This is a genomic window from Pantoea sp. SGAir0430, from assembly GCF_043549295.1.
In genome coordinates, this window is the sequence record NZ_CP039427.1 from 3,563,627 (window position 1) to 3,587,342 (window position 23,716).

A 23,716-nucleotide genomic window follows, 5' to 3' on the forward strand; every position below is an offset into this window, starting at 1 on the left:
TCACATCTCATATTGATGAGGTGTGAGGCGCTGTGCCTCGATAAAGTTATTAAGGGTTCATATAACTTAATCGATTAAGACGTTTCTCGTATTGTCTTCAGGCATAAAGAGCGAAATTAAACCTGTATTCGGCTGGAAATCCCGAAACATTATTTAACGTAAAAGGAATACACATCATGGCTAATATTACAGCAGCAGATAACGCGACCGTTATCTCGACCAAAGATCAGTTTTATAAATGGATTGATAAGAGCGTAGCAGGTGCCAACGGCGGCAAGCTGGAGATTACAATCGATGGTGAAGTGCACATGGTTGATATCAGCGAGGACGGTAAATGGTCATTCGACCCGAAAACCAGCTGGTTAGACGGCACCCATGTCATTCAGCTGGTATCGATTGATAAAGCGACTAACCCGAGCCCACCGCGTATCTTCATTCTTGATATGGATACGACGCCTCCGGCAAAACCGGAAATCTGGCGCGTGATTGATGACGCTGCGGCGGAAGATCACTACCTGACGCCGGGTGAAGCCACCAGCGATAAAACGCCGGCGCTGGCTGGTGTGGCAGAGCCTGGCACCATTGTTACCCTGTACGATAACGGTAAAGAGATCGGCTCAGTGGTAGCAGACAAAATGGGCGCATGGAGCATCACGCCGGAGCTGGCAGACGGCGAGCACCAACTGACCGTGATGGCGAAGGATACGGTTGGTCATGAAAGCCCGATCTCTGATGCTTTCAACCTGACGATTGCTGACGGTGTGGTCACTCAGGCGGTTAACGAAGCGGTATCTGTAACGCCAGCAGAATCAACCACTATGGACGCGGTTCCGTTTCCGGGTAAACCCATTAAAACCATCAATAAAAACATTATTTCGTTGAGTGCTGATAATGCTGAACCCAATGCATTAGTACAGATCGTTATTGATGAAACCGTTTACACCACCCGTGCTGATGGCAGCGGCAAATGGCAGTTTGACTCGCCGGAAATGAAAGAGGGTTTGCACGTTGCCGGCATTCGTTATCTGGACCGTGCGGGTAACTGGGGACCATCAACTCAGCTTATCCGCAATATCGACACCTCTGCACCAGAAGCGCCGCAGATTATGCGCGTGATTGATAATGAAGGCAGCGCGGATACCTATCTGACGCCGGGCAACTACACCAATGACAAAACCCCAACTCTGTACGGTGTTGCTCAGCCGGACAGTCTGGTAAAAATCTACGATATTCGCTCCAACGTGATTGGCAGCGTAAAAGCCGGTTCCGATGGCCGCTGGAGCTTCACGCCGGAACTGACCACCGACGGCACCCACGTGTTTAGCGCCAGCTACACTGACCGCTTCGGCGCCGAGAGCCCGCGTTCTGACAACTTCGCGCTGACGCTGGATACCTCTGTGCCGGGCACGCCATCACTGAGTGAGGTGTTGGATGACGAAGGACGCGTTACCGGTCCGCTGAAGTCAGGTGACATCACCGATGACAAAACCCCAACCCTGTCGGGTAAAGCAGATGCTGGCGTGATTGTGCGCGTATGGGACGGCGACAAACTGATCGGTTCTACCAAGGCGGACAATCGCGGTGAGTGGAAACTGGACGTTGAGCTGGGTGAAGGTGAGCACTCGCTGGTTGTGGATTCCATCAGCAAAGGCGGCACCGTTTCTGAGAAAACCGATCCGTTCAAACTGGTTATCGACAGCAACATCCTGCCGGCACCGGTGGTGGATGAGATGGTCGCCAACAACGGTGATGAAGAGCGTGTTCTGCAGCCAGGCGATTCCACTAACGACACCACGCCAGTGCTGCGCGGTGAAGGCAACGACGGCGACATCATCTATGTAATTGTTGACGGCGAAAAAGAGCCGGTGGCTTCAACTGTCGTTAAAGATGGTAAATGGGAAATTGAATTGCCAGAGCTGGCGGAAGGTTCACACGATATTGAACTGATCGCTAAAGATCCATCCACCGGCAAAGAGTCACCGACCTCAGATCCAATTAACGTGATTATCGATATTACGCCTCCGGATCAGCCGCAACCACCAACGATTGTCGATAACGAAGGTGACAACACCGGTCCGGTTGAACCAGGTAAGCCAATTGATGACAACCGTCCAGGTTTCGGCGGCGAAGGCGGTACCCCTGGCGACAAAGTGGAAGTCATCATTGATGACGGTAAAGGTAATCCGGTGGTGATTGGTACCGGTATCGTGGGCGAAGACGGCAAGTGGGAAGTGAAACCTGAGAACCCAATCGATGACGGTAACTATCAGGTTATCATCGAGATCACCGATCCGGCCGGTAACGAATCGCAGCCATCCGATCCTATCGATCTGATCATCGACACCAAAAAACCAGGCTCAATGGAAGGTTCGTACATACTGGAGGATAACGTCGGTCCTATCCAGGGTGAGATCGAAAATGGCACGGTCACCGATGACAAACAGCCAACGCTGAAGGGCACGTCACCGGATCTGTCGCAGGTCATCATCTACATCGACGATCGGGAACCTGTCGTGGTTGATGTTAAGGATGGCAAGTGGAGCTATGAGCTGCCAGAACTGGGCGAGGGCAACCATAAAGTTGAAGTACAGCCAGTGAGCCAGTCCGGTGTGAAAGGCGATAAAGAGGCGGCGATTAACTTTGACGTTGATACCACTAAGCCGGAGCCAGTAGAAGGCGGCGACAAGGCTAACTTCGAAGGCGTCTTCGCGGATAAAACCGGCACTGAAATCCCAGTGCGGCCGGACACCAACGATGACACGCTGATCTTCAGAGGTAAGGGCTCAGAAGACGGTACTATCGTGATGATTTGGGGCGACGAAGCGCGTACCCAGCTGATCGGTTCTACCGTGGTAGAAAACGGCGTGTGGCGCTATGAGTCAGACAAACTGGCAGAAGGCGATTATGCCTTTAACGTCACGGTTCGCGATGCAGCCGGCAACGAACTGGTCATCGACCATACCGTTAAGACCAACGTCGACGTCACCCCGCCGCCGCCGCCAGAGATCAACTCCATCTTCGCTGCGGGTGCCACGGATGTAGAAGGGCTGATGAGCATGTCGCTTAACGACATCATGGCGCAGGGTCAGGACTCCCTGTTCATCGACAACGGCAAGTCGCAGCTGGTAGTGAACGCTAAACAGGGCGAGGCGCTGACGCTGGAAGACATCCTGCCAGCCGGTGAAGATGCCAGCTCCTGGCAGCAGGCGACCGGTACCGTCACCGTCGGCGGCACCGAGTATAACGTCTACAGCAACGGTGATGCGGAACTGCTGGTGCAGAACCTGCATAACGAACAGCACTGATCATTGATTAGCTGCTAAACAAAAGCCCCGGTCGCAAAACCGGGGCTTTTTTTATACCTGCAGCGGAAAAATCAGGCGGTCGGTTCCAGCACCAGAATTTTCACGTCCACCACGTCATCTTTGATGGTGGCGCGGTGCGCATCCATGTGTGGCATCTGCTGATGCTGCTCCAGATGGCGCAGCGATTCCCACTGCTCGAGCATAAAGATCGAGTCTGGTGAGTTCTGCTTCCACGGCACCTGCGCCTGGTGATCGACCAGCGCATCGTACTGATGGCAACCCTCTTCTTCCAGCACGACAGGGATCAGTTTATTAATCGCCTCCAGTACCTGCTGACGGCGGCCCGGCTTAACGCAAATTTCTGCAACCACAGTTAACATAACGCTTCCTTCTGTTTTTTCCCGTTGTGCTTACAGTTAAGCAAAGATCTGGCTGAGATGAGTCCGATAACGTGCAATATCGCGCGGCACGTCCGGCTGTTTAATCACGTCGTTACAGATAAAGGTCGGCAGACTTTCCATGCCGAGGAACTGATTGGCTTTATGGAAGTGCAGGTACAGGCCGTCCACGCCGACGCCTTCGAAGAACTGGTCGGCATCGGTAAAGGCTTCCAGCGGGGCGTTCCAGGTCAGCGACAGCATGTATTTTTTGCCCTGAATCAGGCCGCCGGAACCGTATTTTTTGCTGGCATCGCTGCGCGAACGGCCATCGCTGGCGTACAGTGCGCCGTGGCCCTGAGTAAACACCTCATCGATGTACTTTTTCACCGTCCACGGCTCGCCCATCCACCAGCCCGGCATCTGATAAATCACCACGTCGCTGTCGAGGTATTTCTGTACTTCGTCTGCCACGTTGTAGTCGCTATCGGCAACGGTCACCTGAACCTCATGGCCCAGATCGCGCAGTTGGCTGGCCGCCACCTCGGTCAGGGTATGGTTCAGCTCGCCTTTGGAATGGGCAAAGGTCTTGCCGCCGTCGATAATCAAAATCTTGCTCATGGATAATTCGCTCCGTTTCTCATAGATGCCGCCCACTCTACGCGCGCGCGCGGGGCAAAAAAATGCGTGATTGATCACAAGACTTTTGCTCTCAAAGCAATAATGCCGTCACTTATGCAACAATCCGCACGCAAACCAACATCCACTTAAAAAGAACACACCATGAAAACAGTGATACTGAGTGCCTTACTGCTGGTGGCCGGCGCGGCTCAGGCGCAATCCCACCTTGATGACGTTCGTCAGAGCAAAACCCTGAAGGTCTGCACCACCGGCGATTACAAGCCTTACACCTTTTTGCGCAGCGACGGCCAGTATAAAGGGCTGGACATCAGCATGGCGCAGTCGCTGGCCGCCAGCCTCGGCGCAAAAGTAGAGTGGGTACCAACCACGAGGAAAACCCTGAGCGAGGATTTCGTGGCGAAACAGTGTGATATCGCGCTGGGCGGTGTCTCCGTGACGCTTAAACGGCAGCAGATCGCCTGGTTCGCGCAACCGCTGGGCGTCGATGGTAAGATTCCGCTGGTGCGCTGCGCGGATAAAGCGAAGTACCAGACGGTTGAGCAGATCAACCAGCCGCAGGTGCGGGTAATCGAGCCGGCCGGTGGCACCAACGAAGCGTTTGTGCACAGTCATCTGCCGCAGGCCAGCCTGCAGCTGGCGGAGAACACCGGCATTTTCCAGCAGCTGGTGGATAACAAAGCCGACGTAATGATTACCGATGCTTCCGAAGCGCTGTTCCAGCAGCAGCACTATCCGTCGCTGTGTGCCATCAATCCGCAACAGCCGATGCAATATGGCGAGAAGGCTTACATGATTCCGCGTGATGATATGAGCTGGAAGCTGTATGTCGATCAGTGGCTGCACCTCAGCACCGCCACCGGTGAATATGCGCAGATCGCCAGACAGTGGCTGGGCATAGTGAAGTAATCGTTAGCGATAAAGGGTATTACGACAGGCGTTACCGTCCCGTAGCGGCGCAATTTATTGCGCAATCAGCAGCAGTGAGGCGGGTGAATACGCGCGATAAATAAAGCCGCTACGGCATGTGCAACTGACATCCTGCACTTGCGTAGCGGCCCTATTTATTGTTTTGAAATCAACGATACAATCCGGCTTTACCCAGCCCGCCAAACAGATTCATCTTGTAGCGAATCACCGCTTTCGCGGCGGCGATGGCGTCCGGATAAATCACATTTGGATCCCACCAGCTCTCCCGCGCGAGGATCTCGCGCAGTCGGGCGAAATAGGCAAACTTCATGTCGCTGGAGATATTGATCTTGCCTACGCCCAGCGTCACCGCCTCGGCGATCTCCGCGTCCGGATTGGCCGAACCGCCGTGCAGCACCAGCGGAATGTCTACGCGCTGGGAGATATCCTTCAGAATGTGCATCTGCAGCTCGGGTTTCATATCTTTGGGATAAATACCGTGCGCGGTGCCAATCGCCACCGCCAGCGTATCGACGCCGGTGCGCTGCACAAAATCTTCCGCCTGCGCCGGTTCGGTGTGGATCACCTTGCTCACGCCGCCTTCCACCGTGGTGCCGGTATCGCCGATGGTGCCGAGCTCGCCTTCCACCGACACGCCCACCGCGTGCGCCAGCTTCACCACCTCTTTGGTCAGCGCCACGTTCTCTTCGTACGGCAGCAGCGAGCCGTCAATCATTACCGAGGTAAACCCGCACTGAATAGCGCGCAGCACCTGCGCAATTGAAGCGCCGTGATCGAGGTGAATGGTAAACGGCACGCGGCTTTTCAGAGTGCGTTCGCGCACGTAGCCAAAAAATTCATCAGTGACAAATTCCAGTTCGCTCGGATGGATAGAAATAATGGCGGGCGTGTTGGTGGCTTCGGCTTCTTCCACCACGGCCCGGATAAAGCAGCTGTCAGCGACGTTAAATGCGCCGATGGCGAAGCGATGTTCACGGGTCGGGGCCAGCATCTCTTTCATTGAAATCAACATGTTTATGTTTCCTTAGCGTGAGTTTTACCAGAGCCGGCGCACGCGCCGGCCCGATGAGGGATAAGAAGAAACAGTTGGAAATTGCGCCGCGATCGGGGCGGCGCGCCGTCAGTAGCGGTTTGCCGACCCTGACCAGCTCAGATATTCAATAACCACTTCGCGACAGGCGGATTCCATCAGCGCCAGCACATCAGCCAGCTCAGCCTGCGGGTGCTGGCGCAGCGCCTGCTGCACCGCGTGCTTACCGGCATCGAACACCGCAGCGCCGACGTTGATCTTGGCGACGCCACAGGCGCTGACGCGGCGTATATCCTCCGCCGGGGTGCCCGAGCCGCCGTGCAGTGCCAGCGGCCGCGTCGTCACCGCGTGCAGCTGCTGCAGTCGCTCGAAGTCGATCTTCGGCTTTACGCCCGGCGGATAAAGCCCGTGCGCGGTACCGACCGAAATCGCCAGCAGATCGATGCCGGTCTGCTCAATAAACGGCAACACGTCTTCTACCCGGGTCATCTTCACGGCGGCATCGGCCAGTTCATATGTGGGCGCATCGGCGATATGCCCCAGCTCGCCTTCAACGCACACGCCAGCGGTATGCGCCATCTTCACTACCGCTGCGGTCTGACGAATATTGTCCGCCAGCGGCTCGGCCGATGCGTCAATCATCAGCCCGGTAAAGCCGGCACGAAACGCCTGACCAATCAGCGGAAAAGCTTTGCCGTGGTCAAGCGCCAGCGCCACCGGCACCGCGGCCTGAGCCGCCAGCGCCTGTACCAGCGGCGCCGCCACCGCTGGCGGAAAATGCGCGCTGTGTCCCTGATACACGTTGAGGATCAACGGCGCGCGCTGCTGTTCAGCCGCCTGGATCGCCGCGCGGGCGGTTTCGAGGTTGAAGCAGTTGATCGCCAGCACCGCGTACTTGTGCTGGAAGGCGGCCTGAATCAGGTCATTCATCATGGCAAACATGCGGGCTCCTTATTCCAGAGTGAATTTGATCTCTTCATCGCGGACGCCAGGCGCTTCCACGTCATCGAACTCTTCATCCTGCTGCGTGACCGGTTTTTTCATCACCGACAGCATCACGCCGCACACCACGGTGCCTATGCCGAGCGCCAGGCAGAACAGCCACGGTTTGGTGAACAGCGGCACTACGAACATGCCACCGTGCGGCACTGGCGCTTCCACGCCCCATACCATAATCAGTCCGCCGGCCAGCGCTGAGGCCACCACGCAGCTGGCCACTACGCGCAGCAGGTCGCGTGCCGCAATCGGAATCACGCCTTCGGTAATCATGCAGATGCCCATCGGGAACGCGGCTTTCAGCGCCTCTTTCTCTGCTTTGGTGTATTTGTGGCGCGTCAGCAGATAAGAGAGGGTGATGCCGAACGGCGGAATGATGGAGCCGACAAACTTCACCGCTTCCGGACCGTAAATGCCGTCGACCAGCATGCCGTCGGCGAACAGCGACATGGTCTTATTGATCGGCCCGCCAAAGTCGAAGGTGGCCATCGCGCCGAGGATGGCGCCCATCACGAACTTTGAGCCGCCCTGCATGGACTCCAGCAGATGAATCAGCGTCTTTTGCAGCCAGACGATCGGCTGGCCGATAAAGGTCATCATCAGCAGTCCGGCGATGATGGTGCTGAGCAGCGGCAGCACCATGATTGGCATCAGCCCCTGCATCGACTGCGGCAGCCTGATCACCCGGCGCAGCAGCAGCACGGTGTAGCCGACGAGGAAACCGCCCAGAATGCCGCCGATAAAGCCGGTGCCGATCTGGCCGCAGATGAAGCCGACGATCAGGCCGGGCGCAAAGCCGGGACGATCGGCAATCGAGTAGGCGATGGCGGCGCTGATCAGCGGCACAATCAGCCCCATGCCCCAGCCGCCGATCTGGTTCAGCATCCACGCAATGCTGCCGGTCTGCTTGCCGACGTCTGGCCCGCCAATCACCTGGCCGAGCGCAATGCAGATGCCTGCGGCGACGATCAGCGGGATCATCCATGAGATGCCGGTGAGCAGGTGGCCTTTGATCTCCTGGCCGTACTGACGTTTGTGATCGCTCATGATCGATCTCCTCAGGCGCGCGCCAGTGAATCCGCCACTTTTTCGAGGAATTTCACCGGTGACTTGATCACCACTTCGGTTTTCACTCGCACGATGGGTTTGCCCTGAAAGCGCTCTTCGCCGTTGATCTTGACGTCAACCGCAAGGATCACCACGTCAGCGGCGTCGATCTGCTCGCGCGTCAGCGGCGTTTCAGTGCCGATGGTGCCCTGGGTTTCAACGTGGATGGTGTGGCCCAGCGCGTGAGCCCCCTTAATCAGTTTTTCGCGCGCAATGTAGGTATGCGCGATGCCTGCGGTGCAGGCCGCTACACAGACGATATTCATGTGGCACCTCAAGGTGTTGGGTGTTAACAGAGGTCGGTTTCGGCGTACTGACTAAACAGCCGGATGATATTGCCGGGGTCATTCTCCGCCAGCAGTCGGGCTATCACCTCATCATCGGCCAGCGCGCTGGCCACCTGCGACAACAGGCGAATATGGGTGGTGTTCTGATCTTCCAGCCGCACGGCGAACAGGATGATGCAGCGCACCTGGCTGCCATCCAGCGTTTCCCACGGAATGTCCTGCTGGGTGCGGCCGATGGCGAGCGTGGTTTGTCTGACCGCCGACGATTTGCCGTGCGGAATAGCGATATGGTTCTCGAAGCCGGTCGAGCCTTCCGCTTCACGCAGCCAGACATCGGCAATAAACGCGGCGCGATCGCTGATGGCGCCGTCGCTCACCAGCAGATCGGTGAGTTCGTTGATCGCCTCTTCTTTACTGGTGGCGCTGAGCGCCAGGTTAACGCGGCGCGGCGTCAGAATGCGGGAAATGTCCATGGTTGCTCCTCATTCAATCAGTGTGCGGCCAACGCGCAGGGCGTGCCGTTGGGCAGCTGGCTGCCAATCATGGCGTCAGTGACCCGCCGGATATCGTCATCATTAAAAAAGGCGCTGACATACACGGCCGGAATGGCACCGGCATCGAGGTGGATGGTGGTGATCACCAAATCCACCGCGTGGTGCTGACAAAACGCCGCCTGATTGCTGGCTGACACCACGCCGGCAATTTCCCAGTCCGGAAAGGCGCGTAAAATGCGGCTCTTGAGCAGGTGTGAGGTGCCCACGCCGCTGGAGCACACCACCAGGATGCGTTTGTGGGCGATCTGCCGCTCCAGTGCCGCCTGGAAATGAACGCACAGATAACCAATTTCATCCTCAGCCACCGGCGACAGGGCGAAGGTGCGCGCGGTCAGCTGCATTGCCTGCTGAGTCAGAAAAAATATCTCTTTCATTTCCTGTTTAATATCATCCAGCAGCGGATTGCGAATATGAATGTGATATTTAAGCCGGTTTAATAATGGCTTTATATGCACCAGTAAACCGTCAAATAATAAACGGTCCTGAGATAAGTCCTGCTGAATAAATGCCGAGAAACGATCAATTAATTCGCAGGTTATTTTAACCGACTCGGCAGTGGAAAATTGATTATGCAGCGTCACCTGATCGCCACGCTCTTCCACCACAATGCCGGAGGAGACGATATATTGATAAATAAAACCGACTTCATCGGCTGGCAATGCACAGCCGATGCGCTGCTCAATGCGCACCACCATCTGCCGGGCAATGGTGAGAATCGACTGATCCAGATCGTGCGCGGTGGTGAGAATGTCCAGCGCCAGCGCGTTGCCCTGCGCCATGCGGTGCATCATGATCAGGATGTGCGTGCACAGATTGAGATACCAGGCATCGCCCAGCGGATAACTCAGCTGCTGCTCCATCTGTTGCAGCAGCGTCTGCACAAAGGCCACATCCTCTTCGCCAAAATAGTGCACCAGCGCCTGCTGGCTGCCGGGATCGAGCCGCGGCAGCAGCGGCGTACCGGCGACCTGTTGCTGCATCACATCGTTGATCAGCGACACCATCGCCTGGCGCAGCGCCTGCTCATGGCCCTCTATGTGCGTGCCGCCTGGGCCGCGCTGCAGCGTTAATCCCAGCGGCTGCAGCCACTCTTCGATTACTTTCAGGTCGTTCACAATCGAGGCGTGGCTGATAAAGTAGCGCTCGGACAGCTTGCTGATTGACGTGGAACGCGGCGCATCGCTCAGTAGCTGGGAGGCGATTTTTATCCGTCGGCTGTTATGACTGAGCGCGTCGCCGGCCTCGTCGCCGTTCAGCTGCTGCTCCAGCTGCAAACGCTGCTGCATATCCTCAACCCGCAGCCGCACACCGCGGCCAGGGGTTTTCTCCAGCGTCAGCGCCCAGTTGCTGAGCCAGCTCTCCAGCCACTGCAGGTCGCGCTGAATGGTCTTTCCGGAGACACCGAGCTGTAACGCCAGCTGACCAATCGGCTGCGGCGCCGCCTGTTGCAACAGCAATTTCACTAACCGGTGTTGTCGCGAAGTCAGTATTTGCATTCGGTCACCCTTTATTTTGGTAAAACCTAATGGGATTTTTCCTTGTGGCATTTATTTCATTGCCAGCAAGCCGTCGCGAAAAAGGTGTGTCGTATGGAGTATGAATTTAGGAAAGGATGGCGGCAGCAACAATACTAAATGTTGTCCCGTCAGGCGGACAGCATTAATACACCGCGGTGACGGGAAATTAAATGCGAGTTTGCTCACACAATAACGCGCTAAATAAGTGTGATGATGCTCCCAATCCTTTTTATTTTTCCAACCGGCGTCACGTTATTTAAGGCCGGGAGATTCTTTCTGTCCTCAACGGCTTCCCTGTGACTAAATCCCGCGAATAAGGTACTATCCTCGCCAAATGACCGCCGGATGACCCGCCGTTGCGGGCCACGAAGTGAGGATGCCAGCTTAATGAGTGAAATGACACAGGATGGCGCAGAGCGTCTTGCCCTGCACAAGTTTACTGAAAACGCGTACCTGAACTACTCCATGTACGTGATCATGGACCGTGCGCTGCCGTACATCGGTGACGGTCTCAAGCCGGTGCAGCGCCGCATTGTTTATGCCATGTCCGAGCTGGGGCTTAACGCCAGCGCAAAATTCAAGAAATCGGCGCGTACCGTGGGTGACGTGCTGGGTAAATACCATCCGCACGGCGACAGCGCCTGCTATGAAGCCATGGTGCTGATGGCGCAGCCGTTCTCCTACCGTTATCCGCTGGTGGATGGTCAGGGCAACTGGGGTGCGCCGGACGATCCGAAATCCTTTGCCGCGATGCGTTACACCGAATCGCGCCTGTCGAAATATGCCGAAGTGCTGCTCAGCGAACTGGGGCAGGGCACGGTGGATTACATCCCGAACTTCGACGGCACGCTGCAGGAGCCGAAAATGCTGCCGGCGCGCCTGCCGAACATCCTGCTCAACGGCACCACTGGCATCGCCGTGGGTATGGCGACCGATATTCCGCCGCACAACCTGCGCGAAGTGGCCGAAGCCGCGGTGCGCCTGATCGACAAGCCCAACACCACGCTGGATGAGCTGCTGGAGATCGTGCAGGGGCCGGACTTCCCGACCGAAGCCGAGATCATCACGCCACGCGACGAGATCCGCAAGATCTACCAGAACGGCCGTGGTTCGATCCGCCAGCGTGCGGTGTGGAAAAAAGAGGACGGCGAAGTGGTGATCACCGCGCTGCCGCACCAGGTGTCGGGCGCGCGCGTGCTGGAGCAGATCGCCAGCCAGATGCGCAATAAAAAGCTGCCGATGGTAGAGGATCTGCGCGATGAATCGGATCACGAAAACCCGACGCGGCTGGTGATTGTGCCGCGCTCCAACCGGGTGGATCTCGATCAGGTAATGAACCACCTGTTTGCCACCACCGATCTGGAGAAGAGCTACCGCGTTAACCTCAACATGATCGGGCTGGATAACCGTCCGGCGGTGAAAAACCTGCTGGAGATCCTCTCGGAATGGCTGGTGTACCGCCGCGATACCGTGACACGCCGTCTCAATCATCGTCTGGAACGCGTGCTGCGTCGTTTGCATATCCTCGAAGGTTTGCTGGTGGCGTTCCTCAATATTGATGAGGTGATTCACATCATCCGCAGCGAGGATGAGCCGAAGCCGGTACTGATGTCGCGCTTTGACATCAGCGAAACCCAGGCCGAAGCGATTCTGGAACTGAAACTGCGCCATCTCGCCAAACTGGAAGAGATGAAGATTCGCGGTGAACAGGCCGAGCTGGAAAAAGAGCGCGATCAGCTGCAGGCGATCCTCGCCTCAGATCGCAAAATGAGTAACCTGCTGAAGAAAGAACTGCTGGCCGATAGCCAGACCTACGGCGACGATCGCCGTTCACCGCTGCACGAACGTGAAGAAGCGAAAGCGCTGAGCGAGAACGAACTGGTGAGCGCTGAGCCGGTGACCATTGTGCTGTCGCAGATGGGCTGGGTACGCAGCGCCAAAGGTCACGATATCGATCCGGCAGGATTAAGCTACAAAGCCGGCGACAGCTACCGTGCCGCCGCGCGCGGCAAGAGCAACCAGCCGGTGGCGTTTATTGACTCCACCGGCCGCAGCTATACGCTGGATCCGACCTCGCTGCCGTCGGCGCGCGGGCAGGGCGAGCCGCTCACCGGCAAGCTGACGCCACCGCCGGGCGCAGTGATTGAGCAGGTGCTGATGGAAGCGGACGATCAGAAGCTGCTGATGGCCTCCGATGCCGGCTACGGCTTCATCTGTACCTTTGCCGATCTGGTGTCGCGCAACCGCGCCGGTAAAGCGCTGCTGACGCTGCCTGAAAACGCCAAAGTGATGACGCCGCTGGCGGTGCACTCTGGCGACGACATGCTGCTGGCCATCACCCAGGCGGGGCGGATGCTGATGTTCCCGGTGGCCGATCTGCCGCAGATGTCGAAAGGCAAGGGCAACAAGATTATCTCGATTCCGTCCGCGGACGCAGCCGCGGGCGTGGACAAGCTGCAGTGGCTGCTGATTCTGCCGCCGGGCAGTTCCATCACTATCTATGTCGGCAAGCGTAAGCTGATCATGCGTGATGAAGATCTGCAGAAAGTGCGTGCTGAGCGCGGCCGTCGCGGTAGCGTATCGCGCGGACTGCAGCGGATCGATAGCGTGGAAGTGAATGCGCCAGCGCGGCCAAAAAGTGACGCGAATAGCGAAGAGTAAGACTGAAAAGGCGAAGGACTGCCACATTTGAGGAAGCTATGTTACTAATTTTACGCACGTTGATCGTTGTGATTTATTCGATTCTGGTTTGTATATTTGGCAGCATCTGGTGTCTGTTTTCACCGCGTAATCCGCGCCACGTGGCGACCTTTGGTCACATGTTTGGTCGTCTGTCGACGGTGTTTGGCGTCAAAGTCGAACTGCGTAAACCGGCTGATGCCGAAAGCTACGGCAACGCGATTTACATCGCTAACCATCAGAACAACTACGACATGATTACCGCCGCCAATATCGTGCAGCCGACCACGGTCACGGTGGGCAAGAAAAGCCTGCTGTGGATCCCGTTCTTCGGCCAGCTTTACTGGCTGACCGGTAACCTGCTGATTGACCGCGATAACCGCGCCAAAGCGCACGGCACCATCGGCGAGCTGGTGGCGCAGTTTAAAAAGAAGAAAATTTCCTTCTGGATGTTCCCGGAAGGGACGCGCAGCCGCGGACGCGGTCTGCTGCCGTTCAAGACCGGCGCGTTCCATGCGGCGGTGGCGGCGGGCGTGCCGATCATCCCGGTGGTGGTCTCTAACACCCACGGCAAAATCAAACTGAATCGCTGGAACAATGGCTTAGTGATCGTAGAAATGCTGCCGCCAGTGGATACCACGCAGTTTGAAACCACGTCGGTACGTAAACTGGCGACCCACTGCCGTGAATTAATGTCTGCTAAGCTGGAAGAGTTGAACGCTGAAGTCGCCGAACGCGAAAAAAACGGTAAAATCTAGCCGGCAAAAAATGGCTCACCCGCAGCGCGCCATGGCTCGATCTGTCGGGTGCATTGATTTGTTGCGGATCCCGCCATTTGTAGGGTGCGCATTGATATGCAGCAGGTCTCGCCGTTTGTAGGGTGCGCATTCATGCGCACCGCGTCCCGGATGCGCACTGACCTGACCCGGACACACAGCCGCGCCTGTCGGGCGCTTCACAACACGATTAAAAATAACAACATGGACACGGCGTCTTCACGCCACGCTCAAAAGGTCTGAAGTTTTATGTCTTGCAGCAGACGTCAGTTTATTCAGCTTTCTGCCGGTATGGCGCTGGCTTCCAGCGTTATGCCTTACGCCGCCCGCGCCGCCGCGCCATTGGGCGATGTGCCTTTGCCGGTGCCGCCGCTGATCGAATCACGCCGCGGTCAGCCGCTGTTCCTCACGCTGCAGCGCAGCCACTGGTCCTTCAACGGCAACAGCAACAAAGTGCCGGTGTGGGGCATTAACGGCCTGTACCTTGGCCCGACAGTGCGCGTTTACAGCGGCGATGATGTCAAACTGATCTACAGCAACCGCCTCAATGAACCGGTAGCGATGACCGTCAGCGGTTTGCAGGTGCCGGGCGCGCTGATGGGCGGTGCGCCGCGCATGATGTCCGCCGGCGTAGACTGGGCACCGGTGCTGCCGATTCGTCAGGGCGCAGCCACGCTGTGGTATCACGCCAACACGCCGAGTCGCATGGCGCCGCACGTCTATAACGGCCTGGCAGGCATGTGGCTGATCGAAGATGACATCAGCAAAGCGCTGCCGCTGCCGAAGCATTATGGCGTCGATGATTTCCCGCTGATTATTCAGGACAAGCGCCTCGATAACTTTGCCACGCCGGTTTATAACCCACCGTCGGACGGTGGTTTCCTTGGCGATACGCTGCTGGTTAACGGCGTGCAAAACCCGTATGTCGAAGTGTCGCGCGGCTGGGTGCGTTTGCGCCTGCTGAATGCGGCCAATGCGCGCCGTTTCGATCTCAGCTTTAGCGACAACCGGCCGTTTACGGTGATCGCCAGCGATCAGGGCTTCCTGCCCGCGCCGGTAGCGGTGCAAACGCTGTCGCTCGCACCGGGCGAACGCCGCGAAGTGCTGGTGGATATGTCGCAGGGCGATGAAGTGTCGATCACCGCAGGCACGGCGGCAGGCATCATGGATCGTCTGCGCGGGCTGTTTGAGCCGTCATCGATTCTGACCAATACGCTGGTGCTGACGCTGCGCCCGACCGGCCTGCTGCCGCTGGTGACCGACAACCTGCCGATGCGCCTGCTGGCGGATCAGATTCTCGATGGCGTGGCGGTGCGCACGCGTGAATTCCGCCTCGGCGACGGCACGCCAGGGATTAACGGTGTGCTGTGGGACATGAATCGCATCGATACTACGGTGCAGCAGGGCACCTTTGAGCGCTGGATCATTCACGCCGACCGTCCGCAGTCGCTGCATATTCAGGGCGTGATGTTCCTGATTAAGAGCGTCAACGGCGCGCAGTCGATGGGAGAAGATCGCGGCTGGAAAGATACGGTCTGGGTGGACGGTGATGTCGAACTGCTGGTGAGTTTCCCGCAGAGTTCGTCAGAGCATTTCCCGTTTGTCTATTACAGCCAGACGCTGGAGCTCGCCGACCGCGGCACGGCAGGGCAGATGGTGGTGAATCCGGTCGGGTGAGGTGCGTGGTTCCCCTCACCCTAACCCTCTCCCGCCAGCGGGAGAGGGAACCGTTTTGTGCCGTATTACCCACAGGCACACCGCTTCAGATTCGCGCGGACATCTCCCTCTCCCGCGTGCGGGAGAGGGCCGGGGTGAGGGGGCAAACCGCACCCTTCACCCATCGCATCCTTAACCCACGTCACCCATTAAACTCTTCCGGATCCGGTCCCAGTCGCTTGCCTTTATCCAGCTTCGCGATCTCGCTCACTTCTGACTTATCCAGCCGGAAATCAAACACCTGGAAGTTCTCCTGAATGCGTGCCGGCGTCACCGACTTCGGAATCACCACCAGGCCGCTGTCCAGATGCCAGCGAATTACAATCTGTGCCGGCGTCTTACTGTACTTCTTCGCCAGCTCGCGAATGATCTCCTGATCAAACACGCCTTCACCGCCCTGCGCCAGTGGGCTCCACGACTCGGTCTGAATCTGATGCAGCGCATTCCACGCATGCAGCGTGCGCTGCTGCAGCATCGGATGTAGTTCAATCTGATTCACCACCGGCGACACGCCGGTTTCATCAATCAGCCGCTTGAGGTGCGCTTCATGGAAGTTACACACGCCGATGCTTTTCGCCAGGCCCTGCTGCTGCAGTTCCACCATTTTCTTCCACGCATCGACGTAGTGATCTTTCTGCGGACACGGCCAGTGCATCAGATACAGGTCCACCTGCTCCAGCTGCAGCTTCTTCAGGCTGGTCTCCATCGCCTGTTCAACGTTCTGCTGGTCATCATTCCACAGTTTGGTGGTGATAAAGATCTCATCGCGCGCCACGTCGGTTTCCTGCAGCGCCTGGCCAATCGCCTCTTCATTTTTATACGCGGCGGCGGTATCGATGGAGCGATAGCCGACCTTCAGTGCTTCCAGCACCGCGTTGCGCGCTTCATCAATGCTGGCCTGCCAGACGCCAAGGCCGAGTTGCGGCATCATGTTGCCGTCGTGCAGTTTAATCCGGGGTTGCTCTGCCATAGTGACTCCTTATCGGTTGCAGTGACTTACCGTAGAAACGATGTGCTTAAGTCTAGTCAACAAACCTGACCTGAGGATCATTGTGGCAACCGAACGGCACTTTCGCCCGGTGCAATCCTGCAAAAATCTTGCCTGATTCTCCAGCCATCTGGAGCTTTATGCAGCAATGCGGCACACTGCGTTTTTTGCTGCCCGAGAGAGTGCCATGCCGAACGATGCCCTTTGCCGCCAGCTGGCGCAGCGCGTGATCACGCTGATGCGCGAGCCACAAAAGCCGCTGTGTGCGGTGGAAAACGTGCGGTTAATCTACGCAGAGGAACCGCTGCCTCGTACGCCGATGTTGTATCCGGCGGGCATCGTGATCCTGTTTCAGGGACACAAAACCGGCTACCTCGGCAGCACGGTGTTTCGCTACGACGCCACCAAATATCTGATGCTCACCGTCACGCTGCCGGTGGAGTGCGAAACTGACGCCACGCCGCAGCAGCCGCTGGCCGGCATGAGTCTCACCGTGGATCCGGCCAGTTTGCAGGATCTGCTGTTAAGCATTGGCGATGACGAGCAGTTTCAGCCTCAGCCGCAAACCTCCGGCATTCACTCTGCGTTTCTTAGCGAGGAGATGCTGTGCGCCGCGGAACGGCTGCTGGATGTGATGGATAAACCGCGTGACGCCCGCGTGCTCGGCCCGCAGCTGGTGCGTGAAATCATCTATTACGTACTGACCGGGCCGATTGGCGGCGCGCTGCTGTCGCTGGTCAATCGCCAGACGCAGTTCAGCCAGGTGGCCCGGGCGCTGCGCCGCATCGAGAATCACTTTGCCGAAAGCCTGAGCGTGGAAATGCTGGCGGCGGAGGTCAACATGAGCGTCTCGGCGTTTCACCATAACTTTAAGGCGGTGACCCAGACGTCGCCGCTGCAATATCTCAAGCGTTACCGGCTGCATCAGGCGCGGTTAATGATGCTGCAGGATGGGCTGAAGGCCAGCGCCGCCGCCGTGCGCGTCGGCTATGAAAGCCCGTCACAGTTTTCGCGGGAGTTTAAACGGTACTTTGGCGTGACGCCGGGAGAAGAGGCGAGCCGCGCGCGCCAGACCGGGGCGCTGCTGCCGTTTGACGCCGCCTGAAGCGGCGGCGCTTTACAGAGGCTCAGGCTTTCTGGCGACGCTTTTTCCAGATCACCACAATGCTGCCGCCGAGGCCGAGAAACAGCAGCACAATAGGCAGCACCATCAGGATCGCCATCACCTGATCTTCGTGGCGCTTGATAAACGGCACCTGGCTGATGCCATAGCCCATCGCCACCACAATCCCGACCCACAGCGCGCCGCTCAGCCAGTTGAAGAACTGAAAACGCCCGTTCTGCAAACCCGAAATGCCCGCCATGGTGGGCAGCAGCGTACGCACAAAGGCCAGAAAGCGGCCAACCAGCAGTGCCATCAGGCCGTGGCGGTTGAACAGGTGCCAGGCGCGCTGATGGTACTGCGCTGGCAAATGCATCAGCCAGCTTTTGACGATTTTAGTATTACCAAGCCAGCGCCCCTGCAGATAGCTCAGCCAGCAGCCGAGGCTGGCAGCGGTGGTCAGAATCACCATGGTCGGCACAAAATCCATCACGCCTTTGGCGATCATCGCGCCTGCCAGCAGCAGCAGGCTGTCGCCGGGCAGGAACGAGGCAGGCAGCAAACCGTTTTCCAGGAACAGCGTCAGAAACATCACGCCGTAGACAATCCACACTACATCCGGATTGGCCAGCGCGGCAAAATCCTGATGCCACAGCGCCTGGACAATCTCATGTAAAACACCCATCAGCTATCCCATCGAGTCACAAGGCTTGTATTTTAACCGTCCGGGACGGCGTAATCGTTGATCTCCGCTACGCCGCACCGGATGGTTTAAGTTTGGTTTATCTTTTTACGCTTTCAGGCGGGCAAAACCGGCTTTCAGGTCATCCAGCAGATCGTCAACGTGCTCGAGCCCGATATGCAGACGCACCAGCGTGCCGTCAAAATCCACGCCGCCCGCCGGACGAATTGCCGCCAGCTCTTCCGGCTGGTTCGCCAGAATCAGCGATTCAAAGCCGCCCCACGAGTAGGCCATACTGAAATGGTGGAAGCGATCGAGATAATTTGCCAGCTGCGCCGGGGTGAGTTTTTCATGCAGGATGAATGAGAACAGCCCGCTGCTGCCGCTGAAGTCGCGCCGCCAGAATTCGTGGCCTTTGCACTGCGCCAGCGCCGGATGGTTGACGCGCGCCACTTCCGGCTGTGCCGCCAGCCATTCGGCCACGCGCAGGCCGCTCTCTTCGTGCTGACGCAGACGCGTAGCCAGCGTGCGCAGGCCGCGGCTGGCCATGTACGCGGTGTCTGCATCCACCATCTGGCCCATTAGATAGGAGTTTTCGCGCAGCTGCGCCCAGCAGCGTTCGTTGGCCACCGCAGTGCCGATCATCGCATCGCTGTGGCCGATGATGTATTTGGTGCCGGCCTGGATCGAAATGTCGATGCCATGCTCCAGCGCGTTAAACAGCACGCCCGCCGCCCAGGTATTATCAATCATGATCACCGCGTCTGGTGCTTTGGCGCGCACCGCCGCGACAATTGCCGGAATGTCCTGCACTTCCATGGTGATGGAAGCCGGTGATTCAAGGAACACCACGCGGGTGTTCGGCTGCACCAGCTCGCCGATTTCACTGCCGATGCAGTGATCAAACCAGGTGGTAGTGACGTTAAGCTTCGCGAGAATTTTGGTGCAAAAATCCTGGGTGGGTTCGTACACCGCGCCGCTGACCAGAATGTGATCGCCGCTGGTGACAAACGCGAGGATGGCATTGGCGACCGCGGCCGCACCGCACGGATAGAGCACGCAGCCGGCGCCGCCTTCCAGTTCGGTCATCGCATCCTGGAAGGAAAAATGGGTGAGGGTGCCGCGCCGGCCATAAAACAGTTCACCGCTGGCGCGTCCGGCGGTGGCGCGTTGTTTGTCCGCGACGGAGTCAAAAACCAGTGAGGATGCGCGCTGAATGACGCTGTTAACCGAGCCCTGAGTGTAACGTTTGCTGCGTCCCGCGGTGACAAGCCGGGTATCAATTTTTTTCGTTGCCATCACTGCCTTTCCTGACACGTCTCACAAAGCATCCAACTTACCACGAATCGCGGCGCGGGGTTGAGCCCGTTTGCCGAATATCAGAGTGACGCCAGCACAATCATGGAAAGAGGCTGGTTGTGGCTTTTATTACGCGGCGGAAAAGCAAAGCGCAATAAATTGCGCCGCTACAACCCGTGCGGGATGTTCGTCCATGCCAGTTGCACCATTCCGCAAACCGCATCTAACCGTAGCGGCGCGATTTATCGCGCAACCGTGCCTGTTGCTCCATCCCGCAAATCGCACCAAATCGTAGCGGCGCGATTCATCGCGCAACTGTGTCTGTTGCTCCATTCCGCAAATCGCACCGAACCGTAGCGGCGCGATTCATCGCGCAACCGTGCCTGTTGCTCAATTCCGCAAATCGCACCGAACCGTAGCCGCACAATTCATCGCGCAACCGTGCCTGCTGCTGCATCCCACAAACCGCACCCAACCGTAGCGGCGCGATTTATCGCGCTAAACATTGCGCCGTATCAATTCAGCGGGTTACAGCTTTGTAAATAGTAATGAGAACCACTATCACTTCGGTCGGTTTTTTTGCTATGATCCGCGCTTCAATCGTGAACGGTGCAACAGAAGTCGGAGACGCAGCGTGGTAGCCAGTGACTTGATGCAAACGGACCTCTCCGTTTGGGGCATGTATCAGCATGCCGATATCGTGGTAAAAATTGTGATGATCGGCCTGTTGCTGGCCTCGGTCGTTACCTGGGCGATTTTCTTTGGCAAATACGCGGAGCTGAGCGGGGCGAAACGTCGCCTGAAGCGTGAACAGCTGGCGCTGGGCGAAGCGCGCTCACTGAATGACGCGTATCGCGCGGCCGAAAACTTCAAAGCCAATAGCCACAGTGCTGTGCTGCTCGCCGACACGCGTAACGAACTGGAACTCTCTGCCGGCAGTGAAGACCTCGACGGCATTAAAGAGCGCACCAGCTTCCGCCTTGAGCGTCGCGTTGCAGGCTTCAGCCGCCACGCTGGTCGCGGTAATGGTTTCCTCGCCACCATCGGTTCCGTCGCCCCGTTTATCGGTCTGTTCGGCACCGTGTGGGGCATCATGAACAGCTTTATTGGTATCGCGAAAACCCAGACCACCAACCTCGCGGTGGTGGCACCGGGCATCGCGGAAGCGCTGCTGGCGACGGCGATTGGCCTGGTAGCGGCAATCCCGGCGGTGGTGATCTATAACGTCTTTGCCCGCATGATTGCCAGCTACAAAGCCTCACTGGGCGACGTGGCGGCGCAGGTACTGCTGCTGCAGAGCCGCGATCTGGACCTCGGCAACGTCGATACCGCAAAAGAAGTTAACCGTCCGGCGGCGGCCCAGAAACTGCGCGTAGGATAAGTATTATGGCGATGCGTTTAAACGATGATGCGGTCGGCGATGGCGAAATGCACGAAATCAACGTGACGCCGTTTATCGACGTCATGCTGGTGCTGCTGATCATCTTCATGGTCGCTGCGCCACTCGCCACGGTGGATGTGCGCGTCAATCTGCCTGCTTCCACCAGCGCGCCGCAGCCGCGTCCGGAGAAGCCGGTTTATCTGTCGATCAAAGCGGATAAACAGATCTACATCGGTAACGATGCGGTGACCAAAGATACGCTGGTAAACGCACTCACCGCGCAAACCGAAGGTAACAAAGAGACAACCATCTTCTTCCAGGCGGACAAATCAGTCGATTATGAAACGCTGATGTCGGTGATGGATCAGCTGCGTGAAGCGGGTTATCTGAAGATTGGTTTGATGGGCATGGAGACGGTGAAGAAATAGTTTCACCGGCGTAATACCAGCACCATATCTGTAGGGTCGTCATTCATGACGACCTTTTTTATTATGGCGGCCAGAGCAGGCCGCCATGTCATTATGCGGTGGCGAACCGCGGTTAAACCAGATTCACCGTTACGCCGTCCTGCACCAGCAGTTCCGCGTCGCCGTGGCTGAACACATGGTACTGGTTGCCAGCGATGGTCACGGTGCCGGTTTGCTGCGTCCAGCCGCTGACCGCTTCGCCTTCCGGCAGGATGTCGCTAAGCTGCACGCTGTCGCCGGCCTGGCCGCTGACGCGCAGCTGGGTTTTGCCGTCGTCAATGAACAGGCCCTGCTGACCGGCTTCCACCACGTCGCTGAGCGTCAGGCCGAGCGGGGCGAGCGCGTTGATTTCCACCTCGCCCGGTGGCGTGGCGTCCACGACGATGCTGTACGCCGGCAGGCCAGCGCCGTAAGCGCCGTAGCTGACGCTGAGGCTGTGCGAGTCATCGCTGAGCTCTGGCGTGATAAAGCGCCAGTTGCCGTCTGCGCCGACCTGCACGCTGCCGATCAGCGTGCTGCCGTCGTAGACGTTGAGCACGCTGTTAGCTTCGGCGACGCCGCTCAGCTCCGGCTGGCGGTCATTAGTGATGCCGCCGTTGCTGACTTCGCCGATATACAGCGCCACGTCATCGTACACTCTGAGGATTTCTGGCGAGTGCTGGCCGCCCGGCATCAGGACCAGCTCGAAGGTATCGCTCCACTGGCTGTCGCCCTGCGCCTGCGCGGCAAACGACCAGACGCCGTACTCCAGCGCCGGCGGCGTGAAGCTCCAGTTGCTGTCCGCGCCCACCGTTACCACCGCTGAATGGGTGAACTCGCCGAAGGCACCGTAGCGCACCACCACGGTGCTGTTGGCTTCGCCGCGCCCGCTCAGGGTTGGCGTGGTGTCATCGGTAAGCGCGCCGCTCAGCAGCGTGCCAGTGACCGGGCCAAAGTCGTCAGTGGCGTGGGTCAGCGTGGCGTGCAGCGCGTCGCTGCCGGCGAAGGCGATGTCGAGCGTAAAGCTGTCGCTCCAGCTGCCTTCCTGACCGGCGCGGAACTCCCAGTTGCCGGCGTCCAGCTCAGCCGGTGGCGTCCAGCTCCAGCGGGTGCCGTCCATCTGCGCCGCGCCGCCGTCAACCCACTCGCCGCTGGCGTTGCGGTACTGCACGAAAACCGTGCTGCCCGCCGGGGCGCTGCCGTGCAGCTGCGGCGTGGCGTCGTCGGTGAGCGCGCCGCTCAGCAGCGAACCGGTGACCGGGCCGGCATCATCCACCGCGTGGGAAATCACCGTGGCGGCAGACCCGTCGCGGCCAATCAGCAGCTCAAACGGCGCAGAAGGTTCGCCCTCGCGCAGCTTGCCGTTAAAGGTTTCGACCGCCACCAGCGTCAGCTGATGGGTGCCGTCGCTCAGGTCGGCGTCCGGCTCCAGCGTCCAGATACCGGTGATGGCGTCGGCCTGCGCGCTGCCAATCACCGTATCGCCCTCTTTGAGGTACACCACCGTGCCCTTTTCGGCGACGCCGGTCAGGGTAGGGCGGCGATCGTCGGTCATGCGTCCGGCGTCGAAGCTGCCGGTGATATCGCCCTGGTCATCGTACATATTGAGTAGGCGCGGCGCGTCCGGCGCCGTGTAGTCGACCACCTGGATGAACTGGGCGGGGTCACCGATGTTGCCGGCGGCATCAATCATGCGCACCGACACGATGTGTTCGCCCGGCGTCCAGTCGGCGGGCGGCGTCCAGCTCCAGCGGCCGTCCGGGCCGACACTGACTGTGTACGGCTTGTTGCCGTCGATGACGATTTCCGCAAAGCCGTTGCGCGCCTGCGGACTGGTGCCGCTGTAGCCGCGGCGCGGGTCGTCGGTGTAGCGGTAAGATGCATTAAGAATCTGGTTCATGATAG

General features: G+C 58.2%; 20 protein-coding genes. 8 read left to right on the plus strand and 12 right to left on the minus strand.

Annotation, left to right across the window (positions count from 1 at the left end; genetic code table 11):
• The first annotated feature begins 176 nt into the window (after nucleotides 1-176).
• Nucleotides 177-3,305: an Ig-like domain-containing protein gene (locus E7738_RS16825; protein WP_282954825.1), complete on the plus strand. Its 3,129-nt coding sequence runs from the start codon at nucleotides 177-179 to the stop codon at nucleotides 3,303-3,305.
• Nucleotides 3,306-3,376: 71 nt separating this feature from the next.
• Here the strand turns inward: E7738_RS16825 and E7738_RS16830 are convergent, their stop codons facing one another.
• Both E7738_RS16830 and E7738_RS16835 read right to left on the minus strand, forming a co-directional pair.
• Nucleotides 3,377-3,685, minus strand: coding sequence for a putative quinol monooxygenase (locus tag E7738_RS16830; RefSeq protein WP_021509602.1), 309 nt, complete (start codon nucleotides 3,683-3,685; stop codon nucleotides 3,377-3,379).
• A gap of 36 nt (nucleotides 3,686-3,721) precedes the next feature.
• Complete coding sequence (locus tag E7738_RS16835; RefSeq protein ID WP_394515851.1) at nucleotides 3,722-4,303, minus strand: NAD(P)H-dependent oxidoreductase; 582 nt, start codon at nucleotides 4,301-4,303, stop codon at nucleotides 3,722-3,724.
• Nucleotides 4,304-4,465: 162 nt separating this feature from the next.
• Between E7738_RS16835 and E7738_RS16840 the strand changes: the two genes are divergently transcribed.
• Nucleotides 4,466-5,230, plus strand: a complete 765-nt coding sequence (locus E7738_RS16840; RefSeq protein ID WP_394515852.1) for a transporter substrate-binding domain-containing protein — start codon at nucleotides 4,466-4,468, stop codon at nucleotides 5,228-5,230.
• Nucleotides 5,231-5,399: 169 nt separating this feature from the next.
• On the opposite strand, the gene E7738_RS16845 is transcribed toward E7738_RS16840, so the two are convergent.
• The 6 genes from E7738_RS16845 to E7738_RS16870 all read right to left on the minus strand — a co-directional run bounded on the left by E7738_RS16845 (nucleotide 5,400) and on the right by E7738_RS16870 (nucleotide 10,721).
• The gene (locus E7738_RS16845; RefSeq protein WP_394515853.1) at nucleotides 5,400-6,263 is read right to left on the minus strand and encodes a ketose-bisphosphate aldolase; all 864 of its coding nucleotides are present in this window, start codon (nucleotides 6,261-6,263) and stop codon (nucleotides 5,400-5,402) included.
• A 108-nt stretch (nucleotides 6,264-6,371) separates the two neighbouring features.
• Nucleotides 6,372-7,223: a class II fructose-bisphosphate aldolase gene (locus tag E7738_RS16850; RefSeq protein WP_058776532.1), complete on the minus strand. Its 852-nt coding sequence runs from the start codon at nucleotides 7,221-7,223 to the stop codon at nucleotides 6,372-6,374.
• Nucleotides 7,224-7,232: 9 nt separating this feature from the next.
• A complete protein-coding gene (locus E7738_RS16855) occupies nucleotides 7,233-8,324 on the minus strand; it encodes a PTS fructose transporter subunit IIC (protein WP_058759786.1) in 1,092 nt (363 codons plus the stop codon).
• A gap of 11 nt (nucleotides 8,325-8,335) precedes the next feature.
• Nucleotides 8,336-8,650 (minus strand): PTS fructose transporter subunit IIB, encoded by a 315-nt coding sequence (locus tag E7738_RS16860; RefSeq protein ID WP_021313325.1) that lies wholly within the window; start codon nucleotides 8,648-8,650, stop codon nucleotides 8,336-8,338.
• 23 nt (nucleotides 8,651-8,673) lie between these two features.
• The gene (locus tag E7738_RS16865; protein ID WP_058771379.1) at nucleotides 8,674-9,144 is read right to left on the minus strand and encodes a PTS sugar transporter subunit IIA; all 471 of its coding nucleotides are present in this window, start codon (nucleotides 9,142-9,144) and stop codon (nucleotides 8,674-8,676) included.
• Nucleotides 9,145-9,161: 17 nt separating this feature from the next.
• Complete coding sequence (locus E7738_RS16870) at nucleotides 9,162-10,721, minus strand: BglG family transcription antiterminator (RefSeq protein ID WP_127834603.1); 1,560 nt, start codon at nucleotides 10,719-10,721, stop codon at nucleotides 9,162-9,164.
• A 408-nt stretch (nucleotides 10,722-11,129) separates the two neighbouring features.
• On the opposite strand from E7738_RS16870, the gene parC reads away from it, so the two are divergent.
• The 3 genes from parC (at nucleotide 11,130) to ftsP (ending at nucleotide 15,874) form a co-directional block, all read left to right on the plus strand.
• On the plus strand, nucleotides 11,130-13,403 hold the full coding sequence (gene parC, locus E7738_RS16875) for a DNA topoisomerase IV subunit A (RefSeq protein ID WP_021509596.1): 2,274 nt from the start codon (nucleotides 11,130-11,132) through the stop codon (nucleotides 13,401-13,403).
• 38 nt (nucleotides 13,404-13,441) lie between these two features.
• On the plus strand, nucleotides 13,442-14,179 hold the full coding sequence (locus E7738_RS16880) for a 1-acylglycerol-3-phosphate O-acyltransferase (RefSeq protein WP_021509595.1): 738 nt from the start codon (nucleotides 13,442-13,444) through the stop codon (nucleotides 14,177-14,179).
• Between the two features lie 267 nt (nucleotides 14,180-14,446).
• Complete coding sequence (ftsP, locus tag E7738_RS16885; protein ID WP_394515854.1) at nucleotides 14,447-15,874, plus strand: cell division protein FtsP; 1,428 nt, start codon at nucleotides 14,447-14,449, stop codon at nucleotides 15,872-15,874.
• A 181-nt stretch (nucleotides 15,875-16,055) separates the two neighbouring features.
• Here the strand turns inward: ftsP and dkgA are convergent, their stop codons facing one another.
• Complete coding sequence (gene dkgA, locus E7738_RS16890; RefSeq protein ID WP_021509593.1) at nucleotides 16,056-16,883, minus strand: 2,5-didehydrogluconate reductase DkgA; 828 nt, start codon at nucleotides 16,881-16,883, stop codon at nucleotides 16,056-16,058.
• Between the two features lie 205 nt (nucleotides 16,884-17,088).
• Between dkgA and E7738_RS16895 the strand changes: the two genes are divergently transcribed.
• Nucleotides 17,089-18,006, plus strand: coding sequence for an AraC family transcriptional regulator (locus tag E7738_RS16895; RefSeq protein WP_021509592.1), 918 nt, complete (start codon nucleotides 17,089-17,091; stop codon nucleotides 18,004-18,006).
• Nucleotides 18,007-18,028: 22 nt separating this feature from the next.
• Here the strand turns inward: E7738_RS16895 and E7738_RS16900 are convergent, their stop codons facing one another.
• On the minus strand, nucleotides 18,029-18,688 hold the full coding sequence (locus E7738_RS16900) for a DedA family protein (RefSeq protein WP_021509591.1): 660 nt from the start codon (nucleotides 18,686-18,688) through the stop codon (nucleotides 18,029-18,031).
• A gap of 105 nt (nucleotides 18,689-18,793) precedes the next feature.
• Entirely contained in the window at nucleotides 18,794-19,984 is a 1,191-nt protein-coding gene (gene metC / locus E7738_RS16905) for a cystathionine beta-lyase (RefSeq protein ID WP_021509590.1), read from the minus strand.
• 652 nt (nucleotides 19,985-20,636) lie between these two features.
• On the opposite strand from metC, the gene exbB reads away from it, so the two are divergent.
• Both exbB and exbD read left to right on the plus strand, forming a co-directional pair.
• Entirely contained in the window at nucleotides 20,637-21,365 is a 729-nt protein-coding gene (exbB, locus tag E7738_RS16910) for a tol-pal system-associated acyl-CoA thioesterase (protein WP_031280126.1), read from the plus strand.
• A gap of 5 nt (nucleotides 21,366-21,370) precedes the next feature.
• Nucleotides 21,371-21,793: a TonB system transport protein ExbD gene (gene exbD / locus E7738_RS16915; RefSeq protein WP_058771383.1), complete on the plus strand. Its 423-nt coding sequence runs from the start codon at nucleotides 21,371-21,373 to the stop codon at nucleotides 21,791-21,793.
• Between the two features lie 112 nt (nucleotides 21,794-21,905).
• On the opposite strand, the gene E7738_RS16920 is transcribed toward exbD, so the two are convergent.
• A complete protein-coding gene (locus E7738_RS16920) occupies nucleotides 21,906-23,711 on the minus strand; it encodes an Ig-like domain-containing protein (RefSeq protein WP_241798735.1) in 1,806 nt (601 codons plus the stop codon).
• Nucleotides 23,712-23,716 lie beyond the last annotated feature (5 nt).

Excerpts from the sequence above, each read along its gene's own strand:
- metC (WP_021509590.1), bottom strand. The coding sequence starts at position 19,984 with ATGGCAACGAAAAAAATTGATACCCGGCTTGTCACCGCGGGACGCAGC.
- E7738_RS16900 (WP_021509591.1), bottom strand. The coding sequence starts at position 18,688 with ATGGGTGTTTTACATGAGATTGTCCAGGCGCTGTGGCATCAGGATTTT.
- E7738_RS16870 (WP_127834603.1), bottom strand. The coding sequence starts at position 10,721 with ATGCAAATACTGACTTCGCGACAACACCGGTTAGTGAAATTGCTGTTG.
- E7738_RS16855 (WP_058759786.1), bottom strand. The coding sequence starts at position 8,324 with ATGAGCGATCACAAACGTCAGTACGGCCAGGAGATCAAAGGCCACCTG.
- E7738_RS16830 (WP_021509602.1), bottom strand. The coding sequence starts at position 3,685 with ATGTTAACTGTGGTTGCAGAAATTTGCGTTAAGCCGGGCCGCCGTCAG.
- parC (WP_021509596.1), top strand. The coding sequence starts at position 11,130 with ATGAGTGAAATGACACAGGATGGCGCAGAGCGTCTTGCCCTGCACAAG.
- E7738_RS16850 (WP_058776532.1), bottom strand. The coding sequence starts at position 7,223 with ATGTTTGCCATGATGAATGACCTGATTCAGGCCGCCTTCCAGCACAAG.
- exbD (WP_058771383.1), top strand. The coding sequence starts at position 21,371 with ATGGCGATGCGTTTAAACGATGATGCGGTCGGCGATGGCGAAATGCAC.
- exbB (WP_031280126.1), top strand. The coding sequence starts at position 20,637 with ATGCAAACGGACCTCTCCGTTTGGGGCATGTATCAGCATGCCGATATC.
- E7738_RS16835 (WP_394515851.1), bottom strand. The coding sequence starts at position 4,303 with ATGAGCAAGATTTTGATTATCGACGGCGGCAAGACCTTTGCCCATTCC.
- E7738_RS16865 (WP_058771379.1), bottom strand. The coding sequence starts at position 9,144 with ATGGACATTTCCCGCATTCTGACGCCGCGCCGCGTTAACCTGGCGCTC.
- E7738_RS16845 (WP_394515853.1), bottom strand. The coding sequence starts at position 6,263 with ATGTTGATTTCAATGAAAGAGATGCTGGCCCCGACCCGTGAACATCGC.
- E7738_RS16895 (WP_021509592.1), top strand. The coding sequence starts at position 17,089 with ATGCCGAACGATGCCCTTTGCCGCCAGCTGGCGCAGCGCGTGATCACG.
- dkgA (WP_021509593.1), bottom strand. The coding sequence starts at position 16,883 with ATGGCAGAGCAACCCCGGATTAAACTGCACGACGGCAACATGATGCCG.
- E7738_RS16880 (WP_021509595.1), top strand. The coding sequence starts at position 13,442 with ATGTTACTAATTTTACGCACGTTGATCGTTGTGATTTATTCGATTCTG.
- ftsP (WP_394515854.1), top strand. The coding sequence starts at position 14,447 with ATGTCTTGCAGCAGACGTCAGTTTATTCAGCTTTCTGCCGGTATGGCG.
- E7738_RS16840 (WP_394515852.1), top strand. The coding sequence starts at position 4,466 with ATGAAAACAGTGATACTGAGTGCCTTACTGCTGGTGGCCGGCGCGGCT.
- E7738_RS16825 (WP_282954825.1), top strand. The coding sequence starts at position 177 with ATGGCTAATATTACAGCAGCAGATAACGCGACCGTTATCTCGACCAAA.
- E7738_RS16920 (WP_241798735.1), bottom strand. The coding sequence starts at position 23,711 with ATGAACCAGATTCTTAATGCATCTTACCGCTACACCGACGACCCGCGC.
- E7738_RS16860 (WP_021313325.1), bottom strand. The coding sequence starts at position 8,650 with ATGAATATCGTCTGTGTAGCGGCCTGCACCGCAGGCATCGCGCATACC.